The organism is Desulfovibrio sp. SGI.230 (assembly GCF_050313065.1).
Classification (GTDB): domain Bacteria; phylum Desulfobacterota; class Desulfovibrionia; order Desulfovibrionales; family Desulfovibrionaceae; genus Desulfovibrio.
Map to the genome: position 1 here is coordinate 19,378 of NZ_JBNPKS010000016.1, position 24,253 is coordinate 43,630.

At 63.5% G+C, this 24,253-nt stretch carries 15 protein-coding genes; 11 read left to right on the top strand and 4 right to left on the bottom strand.

Features of this window, described 5'->3' with window-relative positions:
• Positions 1–48 precede the first annotated feature (48 nt).
• The 3 genes from ACQRAG_RS10660 to ACQRAG_RS10670 all read left to right on the top strand — a co-directional run bounded on the left by ACQRAG_RS10660 (position 49) and on the right by ACQRAG_RS10670 (position 4,816).
• Entirely contained in the window at positions 49–1,536 is a 1,488-nt protein-coding gene (locus ACQRAG_RS10660) for an SLC13 family permease (RefSeq protein WP_427804134.1), read from the top strand.
• Between the two features lie 25 nt (positions 1,537–1,561).
• A complete protein-coding gene (locus ACQRAG_RS10665) occupies positions 1,562–3,082 on the top strand; it encodes an outer membrane homotrimeric porin (protein WP_427804135.1) in 1,521 nt (506 codons plus the stop codon).
• A 216-nt stretch (positions 3,083–3,298) separates the two neighbouring features.
• A complete protein-coding gene (locus ACQRAG_RS10670) occupies positions 3,299–4,816 on the top strand; it encodes a sigma-54 interaction domain-containing protein (protein WP_427804136.1) in 1,518 nt (505 codons plus the stop codon).
• 254 nt (positions 4,817–5,070) lie between these two features.
• Here ACQRAG_RS10670 and ACQRAG_RS10675 read toward each other — a convergent pair whose 3' ends face one another.
• Positions 5,071–6,000, bottom strand: coding sequence for a phosphoglycerate dehydrogenase (locus ACQRAG_RS10675; RefSeq protein WP_304026362.1), 930 nt, complete (start codon positions 5,998–6,000; stop codon positions 5,071–5,073).
• A 289-nt stretch (positions 6,001–6,289) separates the two neighbouring features.
• On the opposite strand from ACQRAG_RS10675, the gene epsC reads away from it, so the two are divergent.
• The 8 genes from epsC (at position 6,290) to ACQRAG_RS10715 (ending at position 15,834) form a co-directional block, all read left to right on the top strand.
• Entirely contained in the window at positions 6,290–7,201 is a 912-nt protein-coding gene (gene epsC, locus ACQRAG_RS10680) for a serine O-acetyltransferase EpsC (protein WP_040369750.1), read from the top strand.
• Positions 7,198–7,344 carry a hypothetical protein gene (locus ACQRAG_RS10685; protein WP_289616828.1) on the top strand — a complete coding sequence of 49 codons (147 nt, stop codon included), beginning with the start codon at positions 7,198–7,200 and terminating at the stop codon, positions 7,342–7,344. The genes epsC and ACQRAG_RS10685 overlap by 4 nt, the downstream gene beginning before the upstream one ends.
• A gap of 16 nt (positions 7,345–7,360) precedes the next feature.
• Complete coding sequence (locus tag ACQRAG_RS10690) at positions 7,361–8,614, top strand: amidohydrolase family protein (RefSeq protein ID WP_168936397.1); 1,254 nt, start codon at positions 7,361–7,363, stop codon at positions 8,612–8,614.
• 274 nt (positions 8,615–8,888) lie between these two features.
• A complete protein-coding gene (locus tag ACQRAG_RS10695; protein ID WP_303739750.1) occupies positions 8,889–10,190 on the top strand; it encodes an NCS2 family permease in 1,302 nt (433 codons plus the stop codon).
• Between the two features lie 43 nt (positions 10,191–10,233).
• Entirely contained in the window at positions 10,234–11,613 is a 1,380-nt protein-coding gene (locus tag ACQRAG_RS10700) for a sodium-dependent transporter (RefSeq protein ID WP_239463950.1), read from the top strand.
• A gap of 329 nt (positions 11,614–11,942) precedes the next feature.
• Positions 11,943–13,316: a sodium-dependent transporter gene (locus tag ACQRAG_RS10705; protein ID WP_168936400.1), complete on the top strand. Its 1,374-nt coding sequence runs from the start codon at positions 11,943–11,945 to the stop codon at positions 13,314–13,316.
• A gap of 85 nt (positions 13,317–13,401) precedes the next feature.
• The gene (gene lepB, locus ACQRAG_RS10710) at positions 13,402–14,022 is read left to right on the top strand and encodes a signal peptidase I (RefSeq protein ID WP_168936401.1); all 621 of its coding nucleotides are present in this window, start codon (positions 13,402–13,404) and stop codon (positions 14,020–14,022) included.
• A 285-nt stretch (positions 14,023–14,307) separates the two neighbouring features.
• Positions 14,308–15,834 (top strand): YifB family Mg chelatase-like AAA ATPase, encoded by a 1,527-nt coding sequence (locus ACQRAG_RS10715; RefSeq protein ID WP_427804137.1) that lies wholly within the window; start codon positions 14,308–14,310, stop codon positions 15,832–15,834.
• Positions 15,835–16,639: 805 nt separating this feature from the next.
• On the opposite strand, the gene ACQRAG_RS10720 is transcribed toward ACQRAG_RS10715, so the two are convergent.
• From ACQRAG_RS10720 to nifJ, 3 genes are all read right to left on the bottom strand, one after another.
• On the bottom strand, positions 16,640–17,848 hold the full coding sequence (locus ACQRAG_RS10720) for an acetate kinase (RefSeq protein WP_168934896.1): 1,209 nt from the start codon (positions 17,846–17,848) through the stop codon (positions 16,640–16,642).
• A 100-nt stretch (positions 17,849–17,948) separates the two neighbouring features.
• Positions 17,949–20,051, bottom strand: coding sequence for a phosphate acetyltransferase (gene pta / locus ACQRAG_RS10725; RefSeq protein ID WP_412389011.1), 2,103 nt, complete (start codon positions 20,049–20,051; stop codon positions 17,949–17,951).
• A 293-nt stretch (positions 20,052–20,344) separates the two neighbouring features.
• A complete protein-coding gene (gene nifJ, locus ACQRAG_RS10730) occupies positions 20,345–23,893 on the bottom strand; it encodes a pyruvate:ferredoxin (flavodoxin) oxidoreductase (protein WP_204626168.1) in 3,549 nt (1,182 codons plus the stop codon).
• Between the last annotated feature and the right edge of the window lie 360 nt (positions 23,894–24,253).

Below are 24,253 nucleotides of genomic sequence, written 5' to 3' on the forward strand. Positions count from 1 at the left end.
GGCCGGACGGTCTCCGCCCTTTTTTCTGCCCTCATGACAGGAGCTCTCATGTCTTCTTCTCGCAAATCAAATCTTTGGCGGCAGCTGGCCTTTCTTGCGGCCGGTCCGCTGCTATGCCTGATCCTCAAGGATATGCCGCCTCCTTCCGGGCTTACGGAGCACGGGATGGTATGCCTTGCAGGCTGTGCCTGGCTGCTGGTCTGGTGGATGACGGAAGTGCTGCCCTTGCCGGTGACCTCGCTCATGGCGGTCCCCATTTTCGCCTTTTTGGGCGTCATGGAGCCGGGCAAGGTCTTTTCCTTCATCGGGCATCCGGCCATGATGCTCATTTTTGGCGCGACCATCATCGTCGGCGTCTGGAAAGAGAGCAATCTGATCGAGCGATACGCCTACTGGTGTTTCAATCTCCCGTTCATTCGTTCCAATCCGGTACGTATGATCCTGGTGTTCACGCTGGGGGCAGGGCTAATGTCCGCCATCGCGCCCAATATCCCGCTCGTCATCCTGTTCATCTCCATTTCGGTGGCGGTGGTGCGATCTTGCGGACTGAGCCCGGAAAACAACCTGACGCGCTCTTTGTGCACGCTTTCCGGCATAGCTCCCATGCTGGGCGGCATGGGGACGCCGCTGGGGGGCGCCCCCAACATCATCGTCATCGCCATCGTCTCCACGACGCTGGGGCATGATATCTCCTTCTGGGAGTGGTCGAGTCTGGGTATGCCCCTGTGTCTCATCATCATGCTGTGCTGTTTCCTGATCACTTCCTGTCTTTTTCCTGTGGGCAAGGACGGTGTCACCATCCCGGAAGACTACATGAAAAAGAAAATGGCTTCGCTGGGGCCTGTGAGCGTATACGAACATGTGGCCATCTGGATCATGGTGGTCTCGCTGGTTCTGTGGTGCTTTGGCCCGCAACTGTTCACCGCCCTGGGCATGGAGGATACGGGCAGGATGCTGACAGCCCCTGTGGTGGCCCTGCTCATGGGAGCCGCTGCCTTCCTGGTGCCCGTACGCCGGGACGAGGAAAGCGGCAGGCTGGTATTCGCCATGGACTGGGAACAGGCTGTCCGCAATATCGGCTGGGGCATCATCGTGCTCCAGATCGGTGCCATTGCCTTTGGGCAGGTCCTCTTGGACGGCGGTGTGGATAAATGGGCGGCCCGTGGCATCCAGACGCTTCTTGGCGATGTGCCTGATGTCTGTGTATGGGGTGCCCTGGTCATCCTGACGGGCTTCCTTTCCCAGATCATCCTCAGCCTTGCCATCATCCCTCTCATGATACCCATTACGGTGGGGCTGGCCCAGCTCTATGGCTTCGACCCCCTGCTGGCCTGCCTTTCCGTAGGCTTCGTCAGCAACCTGACGACGATGTTCCCCTTCTCTTCCGTGGCAGTCGCCATCGTCATGACCGGCAGTGAAGGCTACGCGCGTTCCCGCGATTTCATTTGGAGCGGCCTGTTGAACACGACGGCCGTGACACTGCTGGTCTTCGCCTTCTGCTACTTCCTGGGCCCTTCCATCCTGGCCCTGCAGTGATCCCTGTTTTACTGGTGGAGGAGTTATGGACAAGGTATTCATGCCGCATCGGGGGATGCGGTATCTGCTGCCGTGCCTTCTGGGCTTGGTATTGCTGGCTCCGGCGACCGTCCGGGCCATTGATTTCAAGATATCCGGGGTCTGGCAGGTATTGCTGGAAGAATCCAATGTTACGCCGCGCGGTGTGGACGGGGCGGATACGTTTGGCGCGTTGCAGCGTTTTCGCATTCAGCTGGACGCCGTGGCCTCCGAAGATCTCTCCGGCTCCGTGCAGTTTGAGCTGGGACGTACGGAATGGGGGCAGAATGCGACAGGAGGGGCCTTGGGCGCTGACGGCAGCGTGGTAGAAGTGCGTCATGCCTATCTGGACTGGCATCTGCCCCAGACGGACATCAAGGTACGCATGGGCTTGCAGCCGTTGATGCTGCCGGGGATCGTATCAGGCTTCAGTGCCACATGGTGCCATGACATGGCAGGTATCTCTCTGGGGGCGCCTCTGTATGGCAGCCAGGATTTGGAAGCGGAAGTGGCCCTGTTCTGGGCGCGTCCGTACAATGACAACTCCGATGTAGCCTTCGGCCCCGACAGGGACACGAGGCATCTCGACAACATGGATGTGTTCGCCCTTAGTCTGCCGGTGCGTGGCGAGCGCTTCAAGATCAATCCCTGGGCCATGTATGCCATGATCGGACAGTACAGCCTGAGTGGACTTTCAGTCAGTACAGAGCCTGCCATCGTGGCGCCGCGCGGTGGCCTGATGCCCGTCCTGGGCGACGGAGGAACCTATGTCGGGTTCCAGTCCGCCTGGCTTTCGGGCCTCGACCGGGCCTGGGGCAGCGGCATCTGGCTGGGCATGACAGCAGAGTTTCTGTTGACCGACGATCTGAAGCTTTCCATGGAAGGGACGTATGGCGCTGTGGACCTTGGAGAAGTCTCCAACTACACGGGTTTTGGCGAAACAGGGCGGACCTTCGAGGTCCGGCGTGCGGGCTGGTACGCTGCGGCACGCCTTGATTATACGTTCGACTGGGGCATCCCCGGCATCCTTGGCTGGTATGCCTCCGGGGATGACGATAATCCGTACAACGGTGCCGAGCGCCTGCCCCAGTACAATACGCCCTGGATGGTGAGCACGCTGGGCTTTGGCGGTGCCCATATCGATGAAGCTACCTGGAAGGTGCTCGGGAGCAATCCCGGCGGGATGGCTGCCGTGGTGTTCCAAATCCGGGAACTGTCGTTCATGAAGGATTTGCGGCACCGGCTGGCCGTGGCCTGCTACTGGGGGACCAACAGTCCGCAGATGCCGGCGCGTGCCCACATGCGTTGGCCCACCCGGGCCGATGGTCCTCATGCTTATCTGACCACGATGGACAATGCTTGGGAAGTGGATCTGACCAGTGAGTACAAGCTGTACGAGAACTTCACCATCAACGTCGAAGCCGCTTATGTGCGTCTGAATCTGGATAGTGATACCTGGAACGGTGCCGAAAAGGCGCAGTTCAGGGACAATTACAGGGTATCAGCCCTGTTTACCTACACATTCTGACCCCCTTCTGTCCGTACGCATCATGTCGCACGGACAGTCTCCTTAGGCCTGGGTTCTATGCCCACGCGGCCAGCACACCGTCAGGCGGCATCCACTCGGCAGGATGCCGCCTGACTGATCATCGGTGCTGCTGCCGCTGCGGCAGGAGGGCACAGCCCGCTTTTGCCAAATGGCATATTCAGGTAGGCTGGGCATACATCCTCGCCGGCAGGCGGGATGAAAGGCAAAAGGGGCCTGTCGATGCATGATTTATTGAACAGCAGCTTTTCCGAATTGTTCGGCGACTACCTGTCTGCCATATATGAAAAATATGGAATAGATGAAGCCGTAAGATATCTGTTGTACATCTCACAGCAGATCGTAAGTATCCAGCGTATAAACATCATCTGTACGAACCTGGATATCGATTCTGTCATTCCTGTCGCTGACTCGTCGAAAGACATTATTTCAAAGATCGTCTCATCGAGTCCTAGACGCTATGCACTTGTCGGGCAGGAACAGGATATTTTTCTGCCGCTTGTCATCAATGACCTGGATAAAATCAAAAGCAAGGTCTACCCGCAGGACAAAAGCATCGTCCAGCTGCCGTTCTATTCCTATCGCTCCTTGCTGCGCATCCCGTTGTTCAAAAAGGGCGACTTCGTCTACCTGATCAACTTCTGGTCTTCCGAGACGGATACCTTCACAGCACAACATAAGGACGTACTGCAGGAGCTGCTGGGACCACTCGTGAGCTGCATGCAGCGCAGTTATGCAGATGCCCCCTTTTACGCTCCGGAACGCTCCGGCTCCCTGAGTGGCTATGAACGCCTGAGCCAGTGCCGGGGCTTATCCAATATCCTGGATGCCCTGCGTCGTGTGGCACCGACACGGGCCACGATCCTTATCCAGGGGGAAAGCGGTACCGGCAAGGAGATCGTAGCTGAAGCTGTCCATGAGCTGTCTGCCCGTAAGGACCAGCGCTTCATTCGCGTTAATTGTGGCGCACTGACGGAGAGCCTGCTGGAGAGCGAGCTGTTCGGCCATGTCAGGGGGGCCTTTACCGGGGCTGTCAGCAACCGGATGGGCTTTTTTGAATTCGCTTCCGGGGGGACTCTTTTTCTGGACGAGATCGGAGAACTATCCCTGCCTGCCCAGGCCCGCCTGCTGCGGGCCATCGACAGCCGGACCATCCAGAAGATCGGCAGCCCCGAGACCATGTCCGTGGACGTGCGGCTGATCGCGGCCACCAACCGTGATCTGCGCCAGATGGTACGGGAAGGGAGCTTCAGGGAGGACCTGTATTTCCGCTTGTCGGTCTACCGCCTCACCCTGCCGCCCTTGCGGGAACACTCTGTGGATCTGGATACGCTCGTTCGCTATTTTATCAGGAAAAAGGCGGAGGAATACCGGCAGGAAGCTGTCCCGTTCCCGTCACAGGATGAGATGCGTAAGCTGTATGCCTACAGCTGGCCGGGCAATGTTCGGGAATTGCAGAATGTCGTGGAGCGGGCCCTGATAGACCGGTGTGGCAGTCAGCCCGGGGCGCCTTTGCAATTCGATCTGGCGGCCGAGATGCTTCAGGACGATACGGCGACAGCGTGGCCAACGCTGGAAGGACTGGAGAAAGAATATATCGAACGGGTCCTCAAAAAGTGTGGTCACCGGCTCACCGGGCCACAGGGAGCGGCGGCCGTCCTGGGGATCCACTATACGACGCTGCGTGCCAAGATGGTCAAATACGGCATAAAATGAGTCTCTCGGGGGGGGGACAAGCGTATGGCAGGGTGCCGAGGGCTCAGGCGAATGGTTTGTCATACCCTCCGGCTCCGTGCCTGTGGCAGGTCGAGGCGTCCTGTAGCTTGTATTTTTTAGCCGACGTCGGGTAGCTTCCGGCCCGCCCCGATCAACGTTTTTTCGGGGTGGGGGAGAGCACGAGAGGGGGAGGGGCAGTTTTTACCAAAAAACGCCCCTCCCCCTCTCGTCATCATCCCACAAAAAGCTATCGCCTACTTCAAGCCAAGATCGCGGAGCAGGTTGCTGACGGCCATATGGCCCATGGTGGCCACGGCGCCGCTGGTGGAGGACGAGCAGTGGGAGCCCATGACCAGATTGTCCAGGGCGTACCAGCGGGCATCCTGCGGCGGTTCCTGCTCGAACACGTCCAGACCGGCACCGTAGATGCGTTTCTGCTCCAGGGCCTCCAGCAGGGCGGGGCCGTCCACCAGCTCGCCGCGGGCGGTGTTGATGAGGATGGCGGTGGGCTTCATGAGGGCTAGGCGCGGGGCGTCCACCAGATGGCGGGTGCTGTCGTCGAGGCTGGTGTGCAGGCTGATGAAGTCGGCTTCGCGGAAGATGCGTTCCGGATCGGCGCGCTCCACATGGTTCTCGCTGGCCCAGGCGTCGTCCCAGACGATGTCGTGCCCCAGCACCTTCATGCCGAAGCCCGCGCCGCAGCGGCGGGCCACCCGCTTGCCGATGGCGCCCAGGCCGATGATGCCCACGGTCTTGCCGTACAGGTCGATGCCGGTGATCTTGCTCCAGTCCCGTTCACGGCAGCGGCGGTCGATGAGGGCCACCTTGCGGGCCACGCCCAGCATGAGGGCCAGGGCGTAGTCGGCCACGGCCTCGCTGTTGGCGCCCACGGTGCGGGAGACCTTGATGCCGCGGGCCTCGCAGGCGGCAAGGTCGATATTGTCCAGGCCCACGCCGTACTTGGCGATGGCCCGCAGACGGGGCGCGGCGGCCAGCACCGTGGCATCGACGGGGTCCACGCCCACGATCAGGCCGTCGCAGTCGGCCAGCTTTTCGCACATCCGGTCGGCGGAGAGGATGCCGCCGGTATCGTTGCGCACGACGTCCAGCCCCGCATCGCGGAGGATGTCGAAGAGTTCGGGATTGTTCTTGCCGAAGGATCGCGGGGTGGCGAGGACTTTCATGACGGGGCTCCTTGTAGGGAAAGGTGTGCGGCGGGGGCAGGCGTTCCTTGCCCGCAGGATGCCCGGCGGAAAAGGGACCGGGCAGGCCGGGGAAGAGCCGTTCATGCCCTTGGGGATGCGCTGTGCGGGCCGGGCCGTTTTTGCGCGGGCGGCAGGGGCCTGCGTCCTGAACCTAGCCCAGCAGGCGGATTTGTCAACGCCGGACGCGGTCGCGGGCAGGTGCCCGTTTTCCTTTGCCTTGCGGGCGTCTGCCGTGTACAATGCGCGAAAAAATGCAACGCAGGTGACTATGAGCATTCTTCAGGACAATACTTCTTCCGCCGCCATGGAGCGGCTGGATTCCGTGGTCGACCGTCTTTGCCATCCCGAATCCCTGGACAAGGTCTGGCATTGTTCGGCCCGCGGCATGGCCATGCCTTCCCTGGACAGGCTGAACGAGATCATGGATCGCCTGCGGGCCGCCCTGTTCCCCGGCTATTTCGGGGCCGCGCGCGTCTGGCGGGAATCCATGCGCCATCATCTGGCCGCCAATCTGGACAGCGTCTACCGTCTGCTAGCCGAGCAGATCCAGCGCGGCATCTCCTTCTCCTGCAAGGGCGAGGGCGAAGGCTGCCAGAACTGTGAGCGCAACAGCCGCGAGCTGGCGCTGGCCTTCATGGACAAGCTGCCGGACATCCGCCACAAGCTGGCCGGGGATGCCCAGGCGGGCTACGAGGGCGACCCCGCGGCCACCAGCCCCGGCGAGACCATCTTCTGCTATCCCTCCATGTACACCATGGTGCATCACCGCATCGCCCATGAGCTGTACAGCCTCAAGGTGCCGCTGATCCCGCGCATCATCTCCGAGATGGCCCACTCCCGTACGGGCATCGACATCCATCCCGGGGCCACCATCGGCAACGACTTTTTCATCGACCACGGCACGGGCGTGGTCATCGGCGAGACCTGCATCATCGGCAACAGCTGCCGTCTTTACCAGGGCGTGACCCTGGGGGCGCTCTCCTTCCCCAAGAATGCCGACGGGACCCTGACCAAGGGCATCCCGCGCCATCCCATCCTGGAAGACAAGGTGACGGTCTACGCGGGCGCCACCATCCTGGGCCGCGTCACCGTGGGCCGGGGCGCGGTCATCGGCGGTAACGTCTGGATCACCGACGACGTGCCCGCCGGGGCCAAGGTCACGCAGGAGCGTCCGTCATGAGGCCCGTGCGCAAGGGGCGCCTTTTCCTGCCGCTGCTCCTGCTGGCGGCGGTGATGCTGGCGGCCTGCCTGAGCGGCTGCGGCACGGAGGTCAAGGCCAAGGGACAGATGATCGGCGGCGTCTCCATGGGACGCGGCCTGTAACAGCGAGGTCGGGATCATGCGTACTCTGGTACAGGGTGGTCTTGTGGTGCGCCATGACGGCGTGCGCAGGGCCGATGTCTTGTTGGAGGACGAGCGTATCGTGGAAGTGGGCGAAGGCCTTTCCGCTTCCGGCGCCTGCGTGGTGGACGCCACGGACTGCTATGTGCTGCCCGGTGGGGTGGACGCCCAGGTGCGTCCCGCCGGTGCGGGGCTGGGCGGCCTGGCCCGGGCCGCGCTCCTGGGCGGTACCACCAGCCTGGGCGTGCTGCCGCCGTGCGACGGCTCCACGCCGGTCACGGACGGCCTGCCCCTGGATGTGGTCGTGCACGCTGATGCCGCCGGAGAACTGCCGGATGCGGCGGCCTGCGCGGCCTTTCCCGCGTCGCTGCTGACGGCTGCCGACGCCTGCACGCGCCTGCGCGGTCTCAAGAGCCAGGGCATGCTGCCGCTGGCGGCCTGCGGTCTGGAGCCCGTGGTCAGGGGCATGCGTGCCCGTCTGGAAGCCGAAGGGCAGCGGGACGTGCAGATCTGGCCGCAGGTCTTCCCGGCCTATGCCGAAGAAACGGCCGTGCGTCTGGCGCTGACCCTGGCCCATGCGGCGGAAAGCCCGCTGTGTCTGGGCCCGGTCTCGTCGGCACGCGCCCTGACGGCGCTTTCCGGCGGGCATGACTGCGGCCGTATCCATGCCTGCACGGCGCCGCGCTATCTGCTGCTGGATGCCGCCAGCTATGGCGAGGGGGCGGCCGAGGGCCTGAAGTATGTCTGCATGCCGCCCCTGCGGGCCCCGCGTGACGGGCGCCTGCTGTGGGAAGCCCTTGCCCGCGGCCTGCTGGATCATGTGGTCTCCGCCCATGACGAGGTCAGCTATGCCCGCAAGTGGGCCACCGGCCGGGAATCGGTCTTTGCCTGCCCGCAGGGCATGCCCGGCGTGGAGACGCGCCTGCCCCTGCTGTTCTCGGAAGGCGTGCGCAAAAGCCGCCTGACCCTGCCGCGCTTCGTGGATGTGGCCTGCACCACGCCTGCCGCCCTGCTGGGCCTGGGCGAACGCAAGGGCCGTCTGGAAGCCGGTTTCGACGCCGACGTGGTGGTGCTGGATCCTGTCTGCTGCCGGGAGCTGAGCGTCCGCGGCCTGCATCAGGGCGACTATACGCCCTATGAAGGCCTTGAGGTGCAGGGCTGGCCGCGCCATGTCTGGGCGCGGGGCCGCCATGTGGTCACCGAAGGTGTCTGGAGCGGCCCGGAGCAGGGCAGCACCGGCCCGGCCGCCTGAGGAACGTTTTTGCCGGCGCGGCATCCCTGAGGGGGTGCCGCGCCTTTTTTGCTTTGGCGGCGCACTTGGCAGAGCGGGCCTTGCCGGGTATAAGAACGCTTCGCACCACTGTTGCGGAGCGCAGCCGGATGCCGCGCTGCCGCAGGCCAGGGAAGATGGCCCCGGCCGGTCGGGCGCACGCCCGGGGACCGGCCCCTGGGGGCCTGTCTTTTTTGCCGGTGCGCCGGGGCCCGCACTCCCACGGCGGCGCCGCTCCGGCTCGAAAGGAGGATGTATGCTGGAAAAGATTTTTGACCTCAAGGCCAACGGGACATCGGTCCGGCAGGAATTGCGTGCCGGTCTGACAAGCTTCATGGCCATGTGCTACCTGATCTTCGTGGTGCCTTCCATGCTGGCCGATGCGGGCATGCCGCGCGAGAGCGCCGTGGCCGCCGTCATCTGGGTGACCATCGCCATCACCCTGCTCATGGGCCTGTGGGCGCGCTTCCCCGTGGGCGTGGCGCCCGGTCTGGGGATCACGGCCTTTTTTGCCTATTACGTCTGTGGCCCGGCCGGCTACAGCTGGCAGACGGGCCTGGGCGCCGTCTTCATCTCCGGCGTGTTCTTCATGCTGCTGACCGTGACCCGCGTGCGGCAAATGATCATCGACGCCGTGCCCATGGACCTGAAATACGCCATCGTGGTCGGCATCGGGGCCTTCATCGCCTTCATCGGCCTCAAGAACTGCGGCATCGTGGTGGCGGACCCCTCCACCTTCGTCACCCTGGGGCCCCTGACCAAGCCCGAAGCCCTGCTGGCCCTGGGCGGCCTGGCCCTGATGGCCATGCTCATGTGCCTGCGGGTGCCCGGCTCCATGATCATCGGCATCCTGACCGTCACCGTGGCCGGTGTGCTCTGCGGCGTGACCGCCATGCCGGAGCAGGCCTTTTCCGGCTTCAGCCTGCCCCTGCCCACCGAGACCTTCATGCAGATGGACCTCAAGGGCGCTCTGCATCACGGCCTGATCTCCATCATCTTCACCCTGACCATGGTGGACCTGTTCGACAATATGGGCGTGCTCATCGGCCTGGCGCGCAAGGCCGGCTTCATGGATGAGGATGGCCACATCCGCCATCTGGACAGGGCCCTGGTGACCGACTCCATCGGTACCATGTGCAGCGCCGTGCTGGGCGCCACCACGGCCACGTCCTATCTGGAATGCGCCGCCGGTGTGGCCGAAGGCGGCCGTACCGGCCTGACGGCCGTGACCATCGCGGGCCTGTTCCTGCTGGCCCTGTTCTTCACGCCGCTGGTGGCCATGGTGCCCGCCTATGCCACGGCCCCCGTGCTGGTGCTGGTGGGCGCCCTGATGATGCAGGAAGTGGTGCAGATCAAGTTCCGCGATCTGAGCGTGGCCATCCCGGCCTTCCTGACCATCATCGCCATGCCCCTGACCTTCAATATTGCTACGGGCTTCGGCTTCGGCTTCATCAGCTTCGTGGTGCTGCGCGTCCTGACCGGGCGCTGGCGCGAGGTGAGCCCCATCATGTACATTGTTGCCATCTGCTTTGCCGCCAACTTTGCGTTGCGCGGCTAGCAGGGCTGGACCATATCAACTCTCAAAGGATCAAGGCGGAATTATGTCTGGTAACACACAGCGTGAGATGCTGGGAAGCCGTCTGGGCTTCTTGCTGCTTTCGGCGGGCTGCGCCATCGGCCTCGGGAACGTCTGGCGTTTCCCCTACATCACCGGCGCGTATGGTGGCGCCATCTTCGTGGGTATCTATCTGCTCTGCCTGTTCGCTGTGGTGCCTACCATGATCATGGAATTCGCCGTGGGCCGTGCCGCCCGCCGCAATATGGGCCTGGCCTTCCACATCCTTGAGCCCAAGGGCAGCAAGTGGCACTGGGGCGGCAAGGTGGCCCTTATCGGCAGCTACCTGCTGATGATGTTCTACACCACGGTCACGGGCTGGATGCTCTATTACTGCTGGTACATGGCCAGCGGCGCCCTGAGCGGCCTGGATGCCGCCGGTGTGGGCAAGTTCTTCGGTGCCACCCTGGGCGACCCCGTGGCCCAGGTGGTGGGCATGACCCTGGTGGTGCTCATGGGCTGCGGCGTGTGCGCCATGGGCGTGCAGAAGGGCGTGGAGCGCGTGGTCAAGCTGATGATGCTGGGCCTGCTCTTCATCCTCATGGCCCTGGTCATCCGCTCCCTGACCCTGCCCGGCGCCGAGGCGGGCGTTTCCTTCTACCTGTCGCCCGATCCCTCCAAGCTGGAGAAGACCGGCCTGTTCCCGGTCATCAACGCGGCCATGAACCAGGCTTTCTTCACCCTGTCCGTGGGCATCGGCGCCATGTGCATCTTCGGCAGCTACCAGGGCAAGGACCGCTCCCTGACCGGTGAGGCCATGTGGATCATGGGCCTGGATACCTTCGTCGCCCTGATGGCCGGCCTGATCATCTTCCCGGCCTGTTTCGCCTTTGGCGTGGAGCCCGGCTCCGGTCCCGGCCTGGTCTTCGTGACCCTGCCCAACATCTTCAACGTCATGGCCGGCGGCCAGCTGTGGGGCACGCTGTTCTTCATCTTCATGAGCTTCGCGGCCCTCTCCACGGTCATCGCCGTGTTCGAGAACATCATCTCCTACAGCGCCGACGTGTGGGGTATGGAACGCCGCCGCGCCACCTGGCTGCATGCCGTGGGCATCTGGGTCTGCTCGCTGCCCTGTGCCCTGGGCTTCAACCTGCTGGCCGACTTCCAGCCCCTGGGCGCCGGCACCTGCGTGCTGGATCTGGAAGACTTCCTCATCAGCAACAACATCCTGCCCCTGGGCGGCCTGTTCTTCCTGCTCTTCTGCTGCCTGCGCCGCGGCTGGGGCTGGGACAACTTCATCGCCGAAGTGGACCAGGGCGTGGGCATGAAGTTCCCCCGCTGGCTGCGCGGCTATGTGACCTACGTCCTGCCCTGTCTGATCATCTTCGTGTTCGTCATGGGCTACGTGGACAAGTTCTGGAAGTAGGCGGGCCCGGCGGTCCGCAAGGGCCGCTCCCGCTGTCGGGACCGTTCCCCGCGCCGCATGGCGGCCTCCGGGGGGCGGTCCTGTCATGCACGGCCCGGAGCAGGAAAGCCCGGGCCGCATCCACGGATCTTAGGCCGTCCGCGGGACGGCATCATCATGTCCTGCTCCCGGAAGATGACCCGGGCAGCGTCCCCGCAGCAGCCTGACGGCTGCACGCCTCCGGCCGGGGGCGGCGCGGACCGCAAAGGGCAGGGCGCCGGGCAGAGGCCTCCGGCTCTCTTCCCGTGCACAACGACACATGCCGACCCAGCGGCCGGCAGGGAGGTTTCATGTCTCAGTCCAGAGAGATGCTGGGCAGCCGTCTGGGCTTTCTGCTGCTTTCGGCGGGCTGCGCCATCGGGCTGGGGAACGTCTGGCGCTTCCCCTATATCACCGGTGCTTACGGCGGCGCGGTCTTCGTGGGCGTCTACCTGCTCTGCCTGCTGGCCGTCCTGCCGGTGATGATCATGGAATTCGCCGTGGGCCGTGCGTCCCGCAGCAACATGGGGCGGGCCCTGAAGGTCCTGCCACCCGAGGGCACGCGCTGGCACATCTTCAGCAAGATCCCCCTGTGGGGCAGCTACCTGCTCTCCATGTTCTACACCACGGTCACGGGCTGGATGCTGGCCTATTGCTGGCACAGCTTTTCCGGCAACCTTTCCGGTCTGGACACCGCGGGCGTGGCGTCCTTTTTCGGCAGCACCCTGGCCAGCCCCTTCGAACAGGTGCTGGGCATGACCATCGTGGTGGGCGTGGGCTGCCTGGTCTGCGCCATGGGCGTGCAGAAGGGCGTAGAGCGCGTGGTCAAGGTCATCATGGTGGGCCTGCTGGCCATCCTGGTGCTGCTGGTGGTCCGCAGCCTGACCCTGCCCGGTGCGGGCGCGGGCGTGAGCTTCTATCTGGCCCCGGACGTGGAGAAGATGCAGAGCGTGGGCTGGTACGCCGTGCTCAATGCGGCCATGACCCAGGCCTTCTTCACCCTGTCGGTGGGCATCGGCAACATGACCATTTTCGGCAGCTACCAGAGCAAGGACCGCTCCCTGACCGGTGAGGCCCTGTGGATCATGAGCCTGGACACCTTCGTGGCCATCATGGCGGGCCTGATCATCTTCCCGGCCTGTTTCGCCTTCAGCGTGGCGCCCAACAGCGGCCCGGGCCTGATCTTCATCACCCTGCCCAACATCTTCAACGCCATGGACGGCGGCATCCTCTGGGGCACGCTCTTCTTCGTGTTCATGAGCTGCGCGGCGCTCTCCACGGTCATCGGCGTGTTCGAGAACATCATCTCCTACAGCGTGGACGTCAGCGGCATGCCGCGCCGCCGGGCCTGCGCCGTGCATTTCGTCTGTCTGTGGCTGGCCTCGCTGCCCTGTGCGCTGGGCTTCAACCTGCTGGCCGACTTCCAGCCCCTGGGCCCCGGCACCTGCGTGCTGGATCTGGAAGACTTCCTGCTCAGCAACAACCTGTTGCCCTTCGGCTGCCTGCTCTTCCTGCTTTTCTGCAGCTGGCGGCGCGGCTGGGGCTGGGACAACTTCGTGGCCGAGGTCAACCAGGGCCAGGGGGTGCGCTTCCCGCGCTTCATGAAGTATTATCTGCGTTACGGCCTGCCCTGCATCATCCTGCTGGTCTTCGTCATGGGCTACGTGGACAAGTTCGGCAAATAATCTCCGGGTACTTGCCCTCGGCGCCGTGCCGGGGCATAGTGCAAGGGCCGCACGCTTGGGCGGCAATCCCGAAAAAGGAAGATCCATGAGTACTCTGCTGCAGAAATCCTCCAAGAAATCGCTGATCCGTGAATACGGCGAAGCCCTGCTGGTGGCGCTGGTCCTGGCGTTCGTCATCAGGACCTTCGTGGTCCAGGCCTACAAGATCCCCTCGGAATCCATGGTCGAGACCCTGCTGGTGGGCGACCACCTGCTGGCCAGCAAGTTTGCCTACGGCATCAAGATCCCCTTCACCCACAGCTACATCTACCGTGGCGATGATCCCGCCTACGGTGACATCATCATCTTCGAATACCCCAACGATCCCTCGGTGGACTACATCAAGCGCGTCATCGGCCTGCCCGGCGACGTCATCACCGTGCGTGACAAGCGTCTTTACCGCAACGGCATGCCCGTGGAAGAAAAGTACATCCGCTACGAGCAGCCCAACATCATCGAGCCCATCCGCGACAACTTCGGGCCCGTGACCGTGCCGCCGGACAAGTACTTCGTCATGGGCGACAACCGCGACAATTCGCTGGACTCCCGTTTCTGGGGCTTTGTGGATCGCGGTGCCATCCAGGCCAAGGCCTGGCGCATCTACTGGTCCTGGGACGACAAGGACAACAGCCCGCGCTGGAGCCGTATCGGCAAGGCCGTCCGCTAGGGCGCGGGACCGGGGAGATCCTGTTGCGGGAAGAGGCATCGTACCGGCAGCGGAAGGACGCTCCGTTCCCGGCCGTGGCCTCTTTCCCGTGCATATTGCCGGAAGGGCATGACGGGTACGATCCCTTTCGTGTCCTGCGGGCTTTTTCCACAGAAGCATGATCACAGGCGCTGTCGCAGATGCGGCAGCGCTTTTTTTACAGCCGCCGTACGGGCCGGAGCGACGGTCATCCCGTACGGGGATGGCCCTTTCCGCAAAGGGGCGACGGCGGCGCGGGGGAGGAGTATGGTCATACGATTGTACGGCGCCGGTCTGGAAGGGGTGGATGCCTTCCCGGTGGACGTGGAAGTGGACCTGGTGCGTCAGGGCCTGCCCGGCTTCACGCTGGTGGGCCTGGCCGAGGCGGCCGTGCGCGAGGCCCGGGAGCGGGTCTTTTCGGCCCTGCGGGCCTGCGGTTTTCGCCTGCCGCCCTCGCGCATCACCGTGAATCTGGCCCCGGCCGGACGCCGCAAGAGCGGGACCGCCTTCGACCTGCCCCTGGCCCTTGGCCTGCTGGCGGCCAGCGGGCAGATTCCCGTGGAAGCCCTGCAGGGCCGGGTCTTTGCCGGAGAGCTTTCCCTTTCCGGTGCGCTCCGTCCGGTGCCCGGCATGCTGCCCCTGGCCATCATGGCCCGGCAACTGGGCCTCGCTTCCGTCATCCTGCCGCCGGACAACGGCGCCGAGGCGGCTGTGGTCCGGGACGTGGCGGTCTACACGCCCGCGCATCTTTCCCAGTGCGTGGCCTTTCTGCTGGGGCGGGAAGAGCTCGAAGCCCGGCAGCCCCTGCCCGCGCCTCCGGAGGATGCCGTCCTGTCCGGCATGGACTTTGCCGAGGTCCGCGGCCAGCAGGGCGCGCGGCGTGCGCTGGAAGTGGCGGCCGCCGGTGGGCACAACCTGCTCATGATCGGCCCGCCCGGCAGCGGCAAGACCATGCTGGCCCAGCGTCTGCCCACCATCCTGCCGCCCCTGGACTTTGAAGAAGCTCTGGAAGTCACCAAGGTCTACAGCGTGGCGGGCAAGCTGGCCCCCGGTCAGGGGCTGGTGCGCGTGCGTCCCTTCCGGGCGCCGCATCACACGGTCTCGGAGGTGGCCCTGGTGGGCGGCGGCCTGCATCCCCTGCCCGGTGAGGTGAGCCTGGCCCATCGCGGCGTGCTCTTCCTCGACGAGCTGCCCGAATTCCGCAAGAACGCGCTGGAAGTGCTGCGCCAGCCCCTGGAGGACGGCCGCGTGACCATCGCCCGTGCCGGGCAGAGCCTCACCTATCCGGCCGCCTGCATGCTGGTGGCCGCCATGAATCCCTGTCCCTGCGGCTACTACGGGGACCCCGACCACGAATGCACCTGCCGCCCCGACATCCTGCACCGCTACCGCAACCGGCTGTCCGGGCCGTTGCTGGACCGTATCGACGTCCACGTGGAGGTGCCTGCCGTGCCCTATGAGGACTTGCGCGGGGGCAGCCCTGCCGAAGACTCGTCCACCATCCGAAAACGCGTCCTGGCGGCCCGTGAGCGCCAAAATGACCGCTATGCCGGTAAAGCCTGCCGTTGCAATGCCGATCTGGGCGGTTTCCTGCTGGAACGCTACTGCGCCCTCGATGCCGCCGGGCACGCGCTCATGGAGCAGGCCGTGCGCGCCCTGGGCCTCTCCGCCCGCGCCTACACCCGGGTGCTGCGTCTGGCCCGTACCATCGCCGACCTGGAGGGCAAGGACGCCATCGCTCCCGCCCATGTGGCCGAGGCCATCTCCCTGCGCGTGCTGGATCGCCCGCAGTAGGGGCGGAGAAGATTTGTGCGAGGGGGAGGCCCCCCTTTTGTGGACAAAAGGTGCGGCCTCCCCCTCGCGCTCCCCCTCCACGCCAAAAAACTTTATCAGGGGAATGCTTCCTGCCGAGAAGGCAGAAGAGATGACAGGCGTTGAAAGAGACGGGGACTTTTCCCTGCGCCCCAAGTCTTCACCGCCTTTCAAGGCTCCTCTCTTTCCCTTCAGAAAAAGTTGTTCCGGTTATCAGGCGAGACGTGCGGCCGTCGATGGGGCTTGGTGCTTGGCGGTTCCCGGGATGCACAGCATGGTCTGGCGCGCTGTTCCCGCCGGCAGGCTGCTGGCGGGGCCGGTATGGCGGACACCCTTCGGGCGGCATTTCTGTTGTCGCTTCCCCGCCTTGCGTTTTTTTGTCCTGAACGAAGGAAGGCGCGTGGAGCGCGCCTTCCCATGAGCGGTTTTTGGGGAGAGGGGGAGTTTGAGGGGGAGGGCCCGCTTTTTACCGCAGGAAAAAGGGGCCCTCCCCCTCAAGCCAGCCAGCCCGGCAGATCATCAATGAAACAAAAACGGGCCGTCTCCTGAAGAGACGGCCCGTTTCGTATCGTGGGAGCTGTCGTTGACGCCGGGAAGCGAGGCACCGGTGCGGCGGGCACAGCTCCGAATGCGGCCTTTGTTGCCGCGCCCCGTCCCATGCTGCTCTGCTTTGAACGGAGGAAGGTGCGTGTGCGCCTTTCCAAGAGCGTTGGGGAGGGGAGTTTGAGGAGAGGCCCGCTTATTACCGCAGGCAAAAGGGGCCCTTCCTCCTCAACATATTCGTGCCTTAGGCCAGCACTTCCATGGTGGCCTGGGCGATCTGCAGTTCCTCGTTGGTGGGGATGATGAGGACCTTGATCTTGCTGTCGGGGGTGGAGATGGTGCGGGCACCGGGCTTGCGGGTGCCGTTTTCTTCCAGGTTCAGGCGCACGCCCAGTTCTTCCAGACCTTCGCAGACCTTGGCGCGGACGATGTCGTCGTTTTCACCGATACCGGCGGTGAAGACCAGGGCATCGACCTTGCCGCCCAGCAGGAAGAAGTAGGCGCCCAGGGTCTTCTTGATGCTGCGGACCAGCATGTTGAGGGCCAGTTCGGCCTTCTTGTTGCCGTTCTCGATCTCCTTGTGCACGTCACGCATGTCGGTGAAGCCGCACAGGCCCAGCAGGCCGGACTTCTTGTTCATCAGGGTGTCCATTTCCTCGGGGGTCAGGCCCTTCTTTTCCATGATGAAGGGGACGATGGCCGGGTCGATGGAACCGCAGCGGGTGCCCATGATGAGGCCTTCCAGAGGGGTGAGGCCCATGCTGGTGTCAAAGCACTTGCCGTCTTTCACACAGCTCATGGAAGAGCCGTTGCCGAGGTGCATGGTGATGGAGCGCAGCTCGGACTGGGGCTTGCCCAGGTATTCGGCGGTCTTCTTGGCGATGTACTTGTGAGAGGTGCCGTGGAAGCCGTAGCGGCGGATGTGCATCTCTTCGTAGATCTCGTAGGGCAGGCCGTACATGTAGGCTTCCTGCGGCATGGCCATGCCGAATTCGGTGTCGAACACGGCCACGTTGGGCACGCCGGGGAAGAGCTTTTCGGCCACTTCGATGCCCATGAGGTTGGCGGGGTTGTGCAGGGGGCCCAGGGGGAAGCAGTCACGGATGATCTGCTTCACGTTTTCGTCCACCTTCACGGTCTCGGTGATGGATTCGCCGCCGTGCAGCACGCGGTGGCCGATGGCGTAGATCTCGCTCTTGTCCTTGATGACGCCCTTTTCAGGGTCGGTCAGCAGGGAGATGACCAGTTCCATGGCTTCCACGTGGGTGGGGAAGGCGCTTTCGCGCACGATCTTTTCTTCGTGGTCGCTGTCAGGAGCGATCTTGTGGGTCAGCTTGCCCATGCCCTGGCCGATGCGTTCGGCCAGACCGGAAGCCAGGACGGTCTCGGTGTCCATTTCCAGCAGCTGATATTTGCAGGAGGAAGAGCCAGCGTTGATAACCAGTACTTTCATGAGGATCCTCGTCAGGGGGAATGGAGGGACGGAGCCTGGGCTCCGTCCCTGATATGGTGGTTGCGGACAGGATGCCGGGCGAGGCCGGCGCGTGTCCGTACTACTTCTGCTTTTCGGCAGCGGCCTGGATGGCGGTGATGGCCACGGTATTCACGATATCGGGCACGGTGCAGCCGCGGGACAGGTCGTTGACGGGCTTGTTGAGGCCCTGCAGGACAGGACCGATGGCCACGGCCTCAGCGGCACGCTGCACAGCCTTGTAGGTGTTGTTGCCGGTGTTGAGGTCGGGGAAGATGAAGACGGTCGCCTTGCCGGCCACCTTGCTGTTGGGCAGCTTGGTCTTGGCCACGGTGGGATCGATGGCGGCGTCGTACTGCAGGGGGCCTTCCAGGGAGAGCTCGGGAGCCTTTTCCTTGGCCAGGGCCGTGGCTTCCACCACCACATCCACGTCGGCACCCTTGCCGGACGTACCGGTGGAGTAGGAGAGCATGGCCACGCGGGGATCGATGCCGAAGACCTTGGCGGTATCGGCGGAGGCCACGGCGATCTCGGCCAGCTGCTGGGAGGTGGGGTTGGGGTTGACGGCGCAGTCACCGAAGACCAGCACGCGGTCCTTGAGGCACATCAGGAAGACCGAGGAGACCACGGAGTAGCCGGGCTTGGTCTTGATGAATTCGAAGGCGGGACGGATGGTGTGGGCGGTGGTGTTCACGGCACCGGAGACCATGCCGTCGGCGTCGTCCTTCTTGACCATCATGGTGGCGTAGTAGGTGGCGTCGCTCATGACGTCGCGGGCACGTTCGATGGTCACGCCCTTGGCCTTGCGCAGTTCGGCGTAGGTGGCGGCGTAGTCTTCGAACTTGGGCGAGGTGACGGGATCGATGATGGTGGCCTTGCTGATGTCGAGGTGCAGTTCGCGGGCCAGCTTGTTGATCTTGTCTTCATTGCCCAGCAGGATGATGTCGGCCACTTCGCGGCGCAGCAGGATGTCGGTGGCCTGCAGGATGCGGGGTTCCTCGCCTTCGGCCAGGACGATGCGCATCTTGTTGGCCTTGGCGCGCTCGATGAGGTTCAGTTCGAACATCATGGGCGTCATGCGGCCGGGTTTGGTCATGTTCAGGCGGGCGCTGATCTCCTTGCCGTTGACGTAGTGGTCATACAGGCCCAGCACGGTGTTGATCTTGCGGGTATCGGTGGGCTCGATGAGGCCGTAGATCTCCTGCAGGGACATGAAGGCCTTGGAGGTGTGCTGTTCGGTCAGCAGCACGGGCAGGGGGGCACCGGTCCAGCCTTCGATGAGGCTGCTCACTTCGGCGCTGGGACGGATGCCGCCGGTCAGCAGCACGCCGGCGATGTCGGGCTTGCTGGAGGACAGGCGGGAGGCGATGGAGGCCAGCAGGATGTCGGTGCGGTCGCCGGGGGTCACGATGAGCTGGTCCTTGGCCAGGTAGCCCAGGAAGTTGTCCACGTGCATGGCGGCGATGAGGTAGTCGCCCACCAGGGCGTCGAGATGGGCTTCGCCGGAGAGCACTTCGGCGTTCAGGCCCTTCTGCAGGTCGCGCATGGTGGCGCGGCCCAGGGCGGGCTCGTCCGGGATGGCGTAGACCAGGCCGGGCTTGTCGTCAGCGGCAAAGATGTCGCTCAGGTCGTCGGCTTCGGCGCGGGTCAGGCTGGAGCGGTTGACGATGGTGGCGATGACGTCCAGGGAGTAGGGGGCCATGGAGTCGCGGGTCACCAGCAGGGAGTCGCGCACTTCTTCGGCGTTCTTGCCTTCACCGCTGGTGATGAGCATCACGGGGCAGCCCAGGTTGGAGGCGATCTCGGCGTTCAGTTCGAATTCGAAGACCGGGTCCTTGCCCAGGAAGTCGGTGCCCACGCAGAGCACGAAGTCGTGGCGGCTCTGCAGTTCCTTGAACTTCTGGATGATGTTCTCGATGACCAGGTTGCGGTCGCCCTGATTGATGATGGTGCGCACTTCCTGGTAGGTGTAGGCGAAGGTGTCGCAGTAGTCCTGCTTGAGCTTGAAGTGTTCCAGCAGCAGGTTGATGTCCGGGGCGCGGTCATCCAGCTGGGGTTCATTGATGATGGGGCGGAAAATGGCCACATCCTGCATGTTGCGGCTCAGGATGGACATGGTGCCCAGGGCGATGGCGCGCTTGCCGGTGCGCGGGCCCGTGGCGGTAAGGTATAGGGCGCGATGCATGGTTTCCTCCAGGACGGGGCGCTGGCCCCGGTGAATCGATGCCGTTATGTTTGAAGTTTCGCGAGCCGGAAACTTCCCAAGCGCGGGTTGGCTGGTGGCGCGCTGCGCGCCGCGGCCCGAGGGCCGCTGCCCTTTCGGGCGGAAATATGGTGTTGCGCCATGCGGGTCTGCCGTCCCGGCATGGGCGCGTCCTTGCCGGCGGGCCGGAGGACGCCGGGGCTCGCCCCACGCTCCAGATAATGGGGGCGCGGCCGTTGCGGCCGCGCCCCTTCATTTATTCAGCGTATGCCGGCTTAGTTTTCGCTGCCGGGATGAGGCAGGCTGGCCAGCTGCTTGTACAGAGCGTGACGCTCGTTGTAGGCCTTGTCCAGTTCAGCCTTGAGCTGCTTGGACACTTCGGGATCCTTTTTGTCCAGAGCGGCGAAACGGGTTTCGCCGGCCAGGAAGGCCTGCAGTTCGCCGTTGGGATCCTTGGTGTAGTCCAGCTGGAAGGGATTCTTGCCTTCCTTGGCCAGTTCGGGGTTGAAGCGGTACAGGGGCCAGTAGCCGGTCTGCACGGCCAGCTTTTCTTCTTCCTGGCTCTTGCCCATGCCCTTGCGGATACCCTGGTTGATGCAGGGAGCGTAGGCGATGATCAGCGAGGGGCCCTTGTAGGCTTCGGCTTCGCGGAAGGCCTTGAGCACCTGCTGCTTGTCGGCGCCCATGGCGATGGAGGCCACGTACACATAGCCGTAGCTCATGGCCATGCGGCCCAGGTCCTTCTTGCCGATGCGCTTGCCGGCAGCGGCGAACTGGGCGATGGCGCCCAGAGGAGTGGACTTGGAGGCCTGACCGCCGGTGTTGGAGTACACTTCGGTATCCATCACCAGGACGTTGATGTCGTCGCCGGAAGCCAGAACGTGGTCCAGACCGCCGTAACCGATGTCGTAGGCCCAGCCGTCACCACCGAAGATCCACACGCTCTTCTTGGTGAAGAGGTCGCCCATATCCCACAGCTTGTGGGCCAGAGCGTGGTTGGCTTCGGACAGGCTGTCCAGGTTGTCCAGGATCTCTTCGCCGAACTTGCGGGAGCCTTCGGCGTCTTCCATGTTGTCCAGCCAGCCCTGCAGGGAGGCCTTCAGTTCGTCGTCGATGCCTTCGGTGGCCAGGGCTTCCTTGACAGCCAGGGCCAGGGCGCCGCGGCGCTGCTTGTAGCCCAGACCGATACCGCAGCCGAATTCGGCGGCGTCTTCAAAGAGGCTGTTGCCCCAGGCGGGACCGAAGCCGTCCTTGTTGGTGGTGTAGGGCGTGGTGGGAGAAGAAGCACCCCAGATGGAGGAGCAACCGGTGGCGTTGGCGATCAGCATGCGTTCGCCGAACAGCTGGGTGAGCACCTTGACGTAGGGGGTTTCACCGCAGCCGGCGCAGGCGCCGGAGAACTCATGCAGGGGCTGCTGCAGCTGGGAACCCTTGACGGTGTCGCGAGCCATCAGGTCGTCCTTGATGGAGACGTTGGCTTCGGCGAAGGCCAGGTTGGCCACCTGGGCGTCGATCTGGGTATCCAGGGGCTTCATGGTCAGGGCGCGCTTTTCAGGCTTGGTGGGGCAGACTTCCACGCAGGAGCCGCAGCCCAGGCAGTCTTCGGCGTACACCTGCATGCGGAACTTCATGCCGGTCAGTTCCTTGCCCTTGGCAGGTACGGTCACGAAGCTTTCGGGAGCGCCGGCCAGTTCTTCGTCATTGGCGACCACGGGGCGGATGGCGGCGTGGGGGCACACGAAGGAGCACTGGCAGCACTGGATGCAGTTGTCGGCCACCCATTCGGGCACGTTGATGGCCACACCGCGCTTTTCACAGGCAGCGGTGCCCAGGGGCATGATGCCGGCGGGTTCCATGGCGGACACGGGCAGCTTGTCGCCGCGCTGGGCCAGGATGGGACGCACCACACCGGCGATGTAGTCGTCGTCGCCGCAATGGCAGACTTCGGCACCTTCGGTGGCGTCAGCCCAGGATTCGGGGTACTTGATCTCGACCAGGGCGTCCATGCCCTTGTCCACGGCGGCGATGTTCATGTTGACGATCTTGTCGCCCTTCATGCCGTAGGTCTTCTTGATGGATTCCTTCAGCAGGGCCACGGCCTTGTCGAAGTCGATCACGTTGGCCAGCTTGAAGAAAGCGGTCTGCATGATCATGTTGATGCGGCCGCCCAGACCCACTTCCTGGGCCACGGCAACGGCGTCAACGTTGAAGAACTTCAGGTGCTTGCGGGCGATGGTGCGCTTCATGGAAGCAGGCAGGTGCTTTTCCATGTCTTCCAGCGACCAGTTGGAGTTCAGCACGAAGGTACCGCCGTCCTTGATGCCGTCCAGGATGTCGTACTGGGTGACATAGGCGGCCTTGTGGCAGGCGATGTAGTCGGCCTGGGTGATGAGGTAGGAAGACTGGATGGGGCTCTTACCGAAGCGCAGGTGGGACACGGTGAAGCCACCGGACTTCTTGGAGTCGTAAGCGAAGTAGGCCTGAGCGTACATATCGGTGTTGTCACCGATGATCTTGACGGCCTGCTTGTTGGCACCCACGGTACCGTCGGCGCCCAGACCGAAGAACTTGCACTGCACGGTGCCGGCGGGCACGGTGTCGATCTCTTCTTCAACGTCGAGGCTCAGGTTGGTCACGTCGTCGTGGATGCCCACGGTGAAGTGGTTCTTGGGAGCCAGGCCCAGCATGTTGTCGAACACGGCCTTGGCCATGCCGGGGGTGAAGTCCTTGGAGCCCAGACCGTAACGGCCGCCCACGATGGTGGGAGCTTCGCCCTTTTCCATGAAGGCAGTGCACACGTCCTGGTACAGGGGCTCGCCCAGGGAACCGGGTTCCTTGGTGCGGTCGAGGACGGTGATGGTGGTGGCGGTGGCGGGGATGGCCTGCAGCAGGTGTTCGGCCGAGAAGGGACGGAACAGATGCACTTTCACCAGACCCACGCGCTGGCCGCGTTCGTTCAGGTAGTTGACGGTTTCCTGGATGACTTCACAGGAGGAACCCATGCTGATGATCACGCGGTCGGCTTCGGGATGGCCCACGTAGTCGAACAGGCGATGCTTGCGGCCGGTGATGGCGGCCACTTTCTTCATGTTTTCCAGCACGATGCCGGGCACGGCGTCATAGTACAGGTTGCTGGCTTCGCGGTTCTGGAAGAAGATGTCGGGGTTCTGGGCGGTGCCGCGGATATGGGGATGTTCCGGGTTCATGGCATTGGCGCGGAACTCTTCGACCTTGTCCCAGGGAACCAGCTTGCGGATGTCTTCGTAATCGATGGTCTCGATCTTCTGCACTTCGTGAGAGGTACGGAAACCGTCGAAGAAGTGGCAGAAGGGCACGCTGGCGTCAAGGGCGGACAGGTGGGCGACCAGGGCCATGTCCATGCATTCCTGCACCGAAGAGGAGCAGAGGAAGGCAAAACCGGTCTGGCGGCAGGCCATGACGTCCTGATGGTCACCGAAGATGGACAGGGCGTGGGAAGCCAGGGCACGGGCCGAAACATGGAAGACGCCGGGCAGCAGTTCGCCGGCGATCTTGTACATGTTGGGGATCATGAGCAGCAGGCCCTGGGAAGCGGTGTAGGTGCTGGTCAGAGAACCGGCAGCCAGCATACCGTGCACGGCACCGGCGGCACCGGCTTCGGACTGCATTTCACGCACGGTCACGGTCTGGCCCATCAGGTTCTTGCAACCCTTGGCAGCCATTTCGTCCATGACTTCGCCCATGACGGACGAAGGGGTAATGGGGTAAATGGCAGCCGTGTCCGACAGAGCGTAGGCAATATACGCGGTGGCGTTATTGCCGTCCATGGTTTTCATTTTCGCCATCTGTTCCTCCTTGCGCGCCTATCTTGGCGCGCATGTTTTTCCGGAATGGACACACCGGCAAGCGGTGGTCTTGTGCAAACAGAGAGGATCCATCGCATCATGCCGTGGCATGAGGCCGGAGCGGCCCGGGCGGAAGAAGCCCGAAAAAACGGCCGGGACCGTGCCTGTTCGCAATGGATGAGCCCTACCACAAAATTGTTTGTTTGAACAGTCTAATGTGGGCAGGCTGTGAAAAAAAATGCGCAAGCATTTTTGCAAGAGAAACAAAGGAGTTAGAAAGATATTGAGCCGCTGCGGCCCCGCAGGACGCGTGACCGGCGCCTTTGTCTCTCTTCAGGCTGCCTACTAAAAAGGGCGACA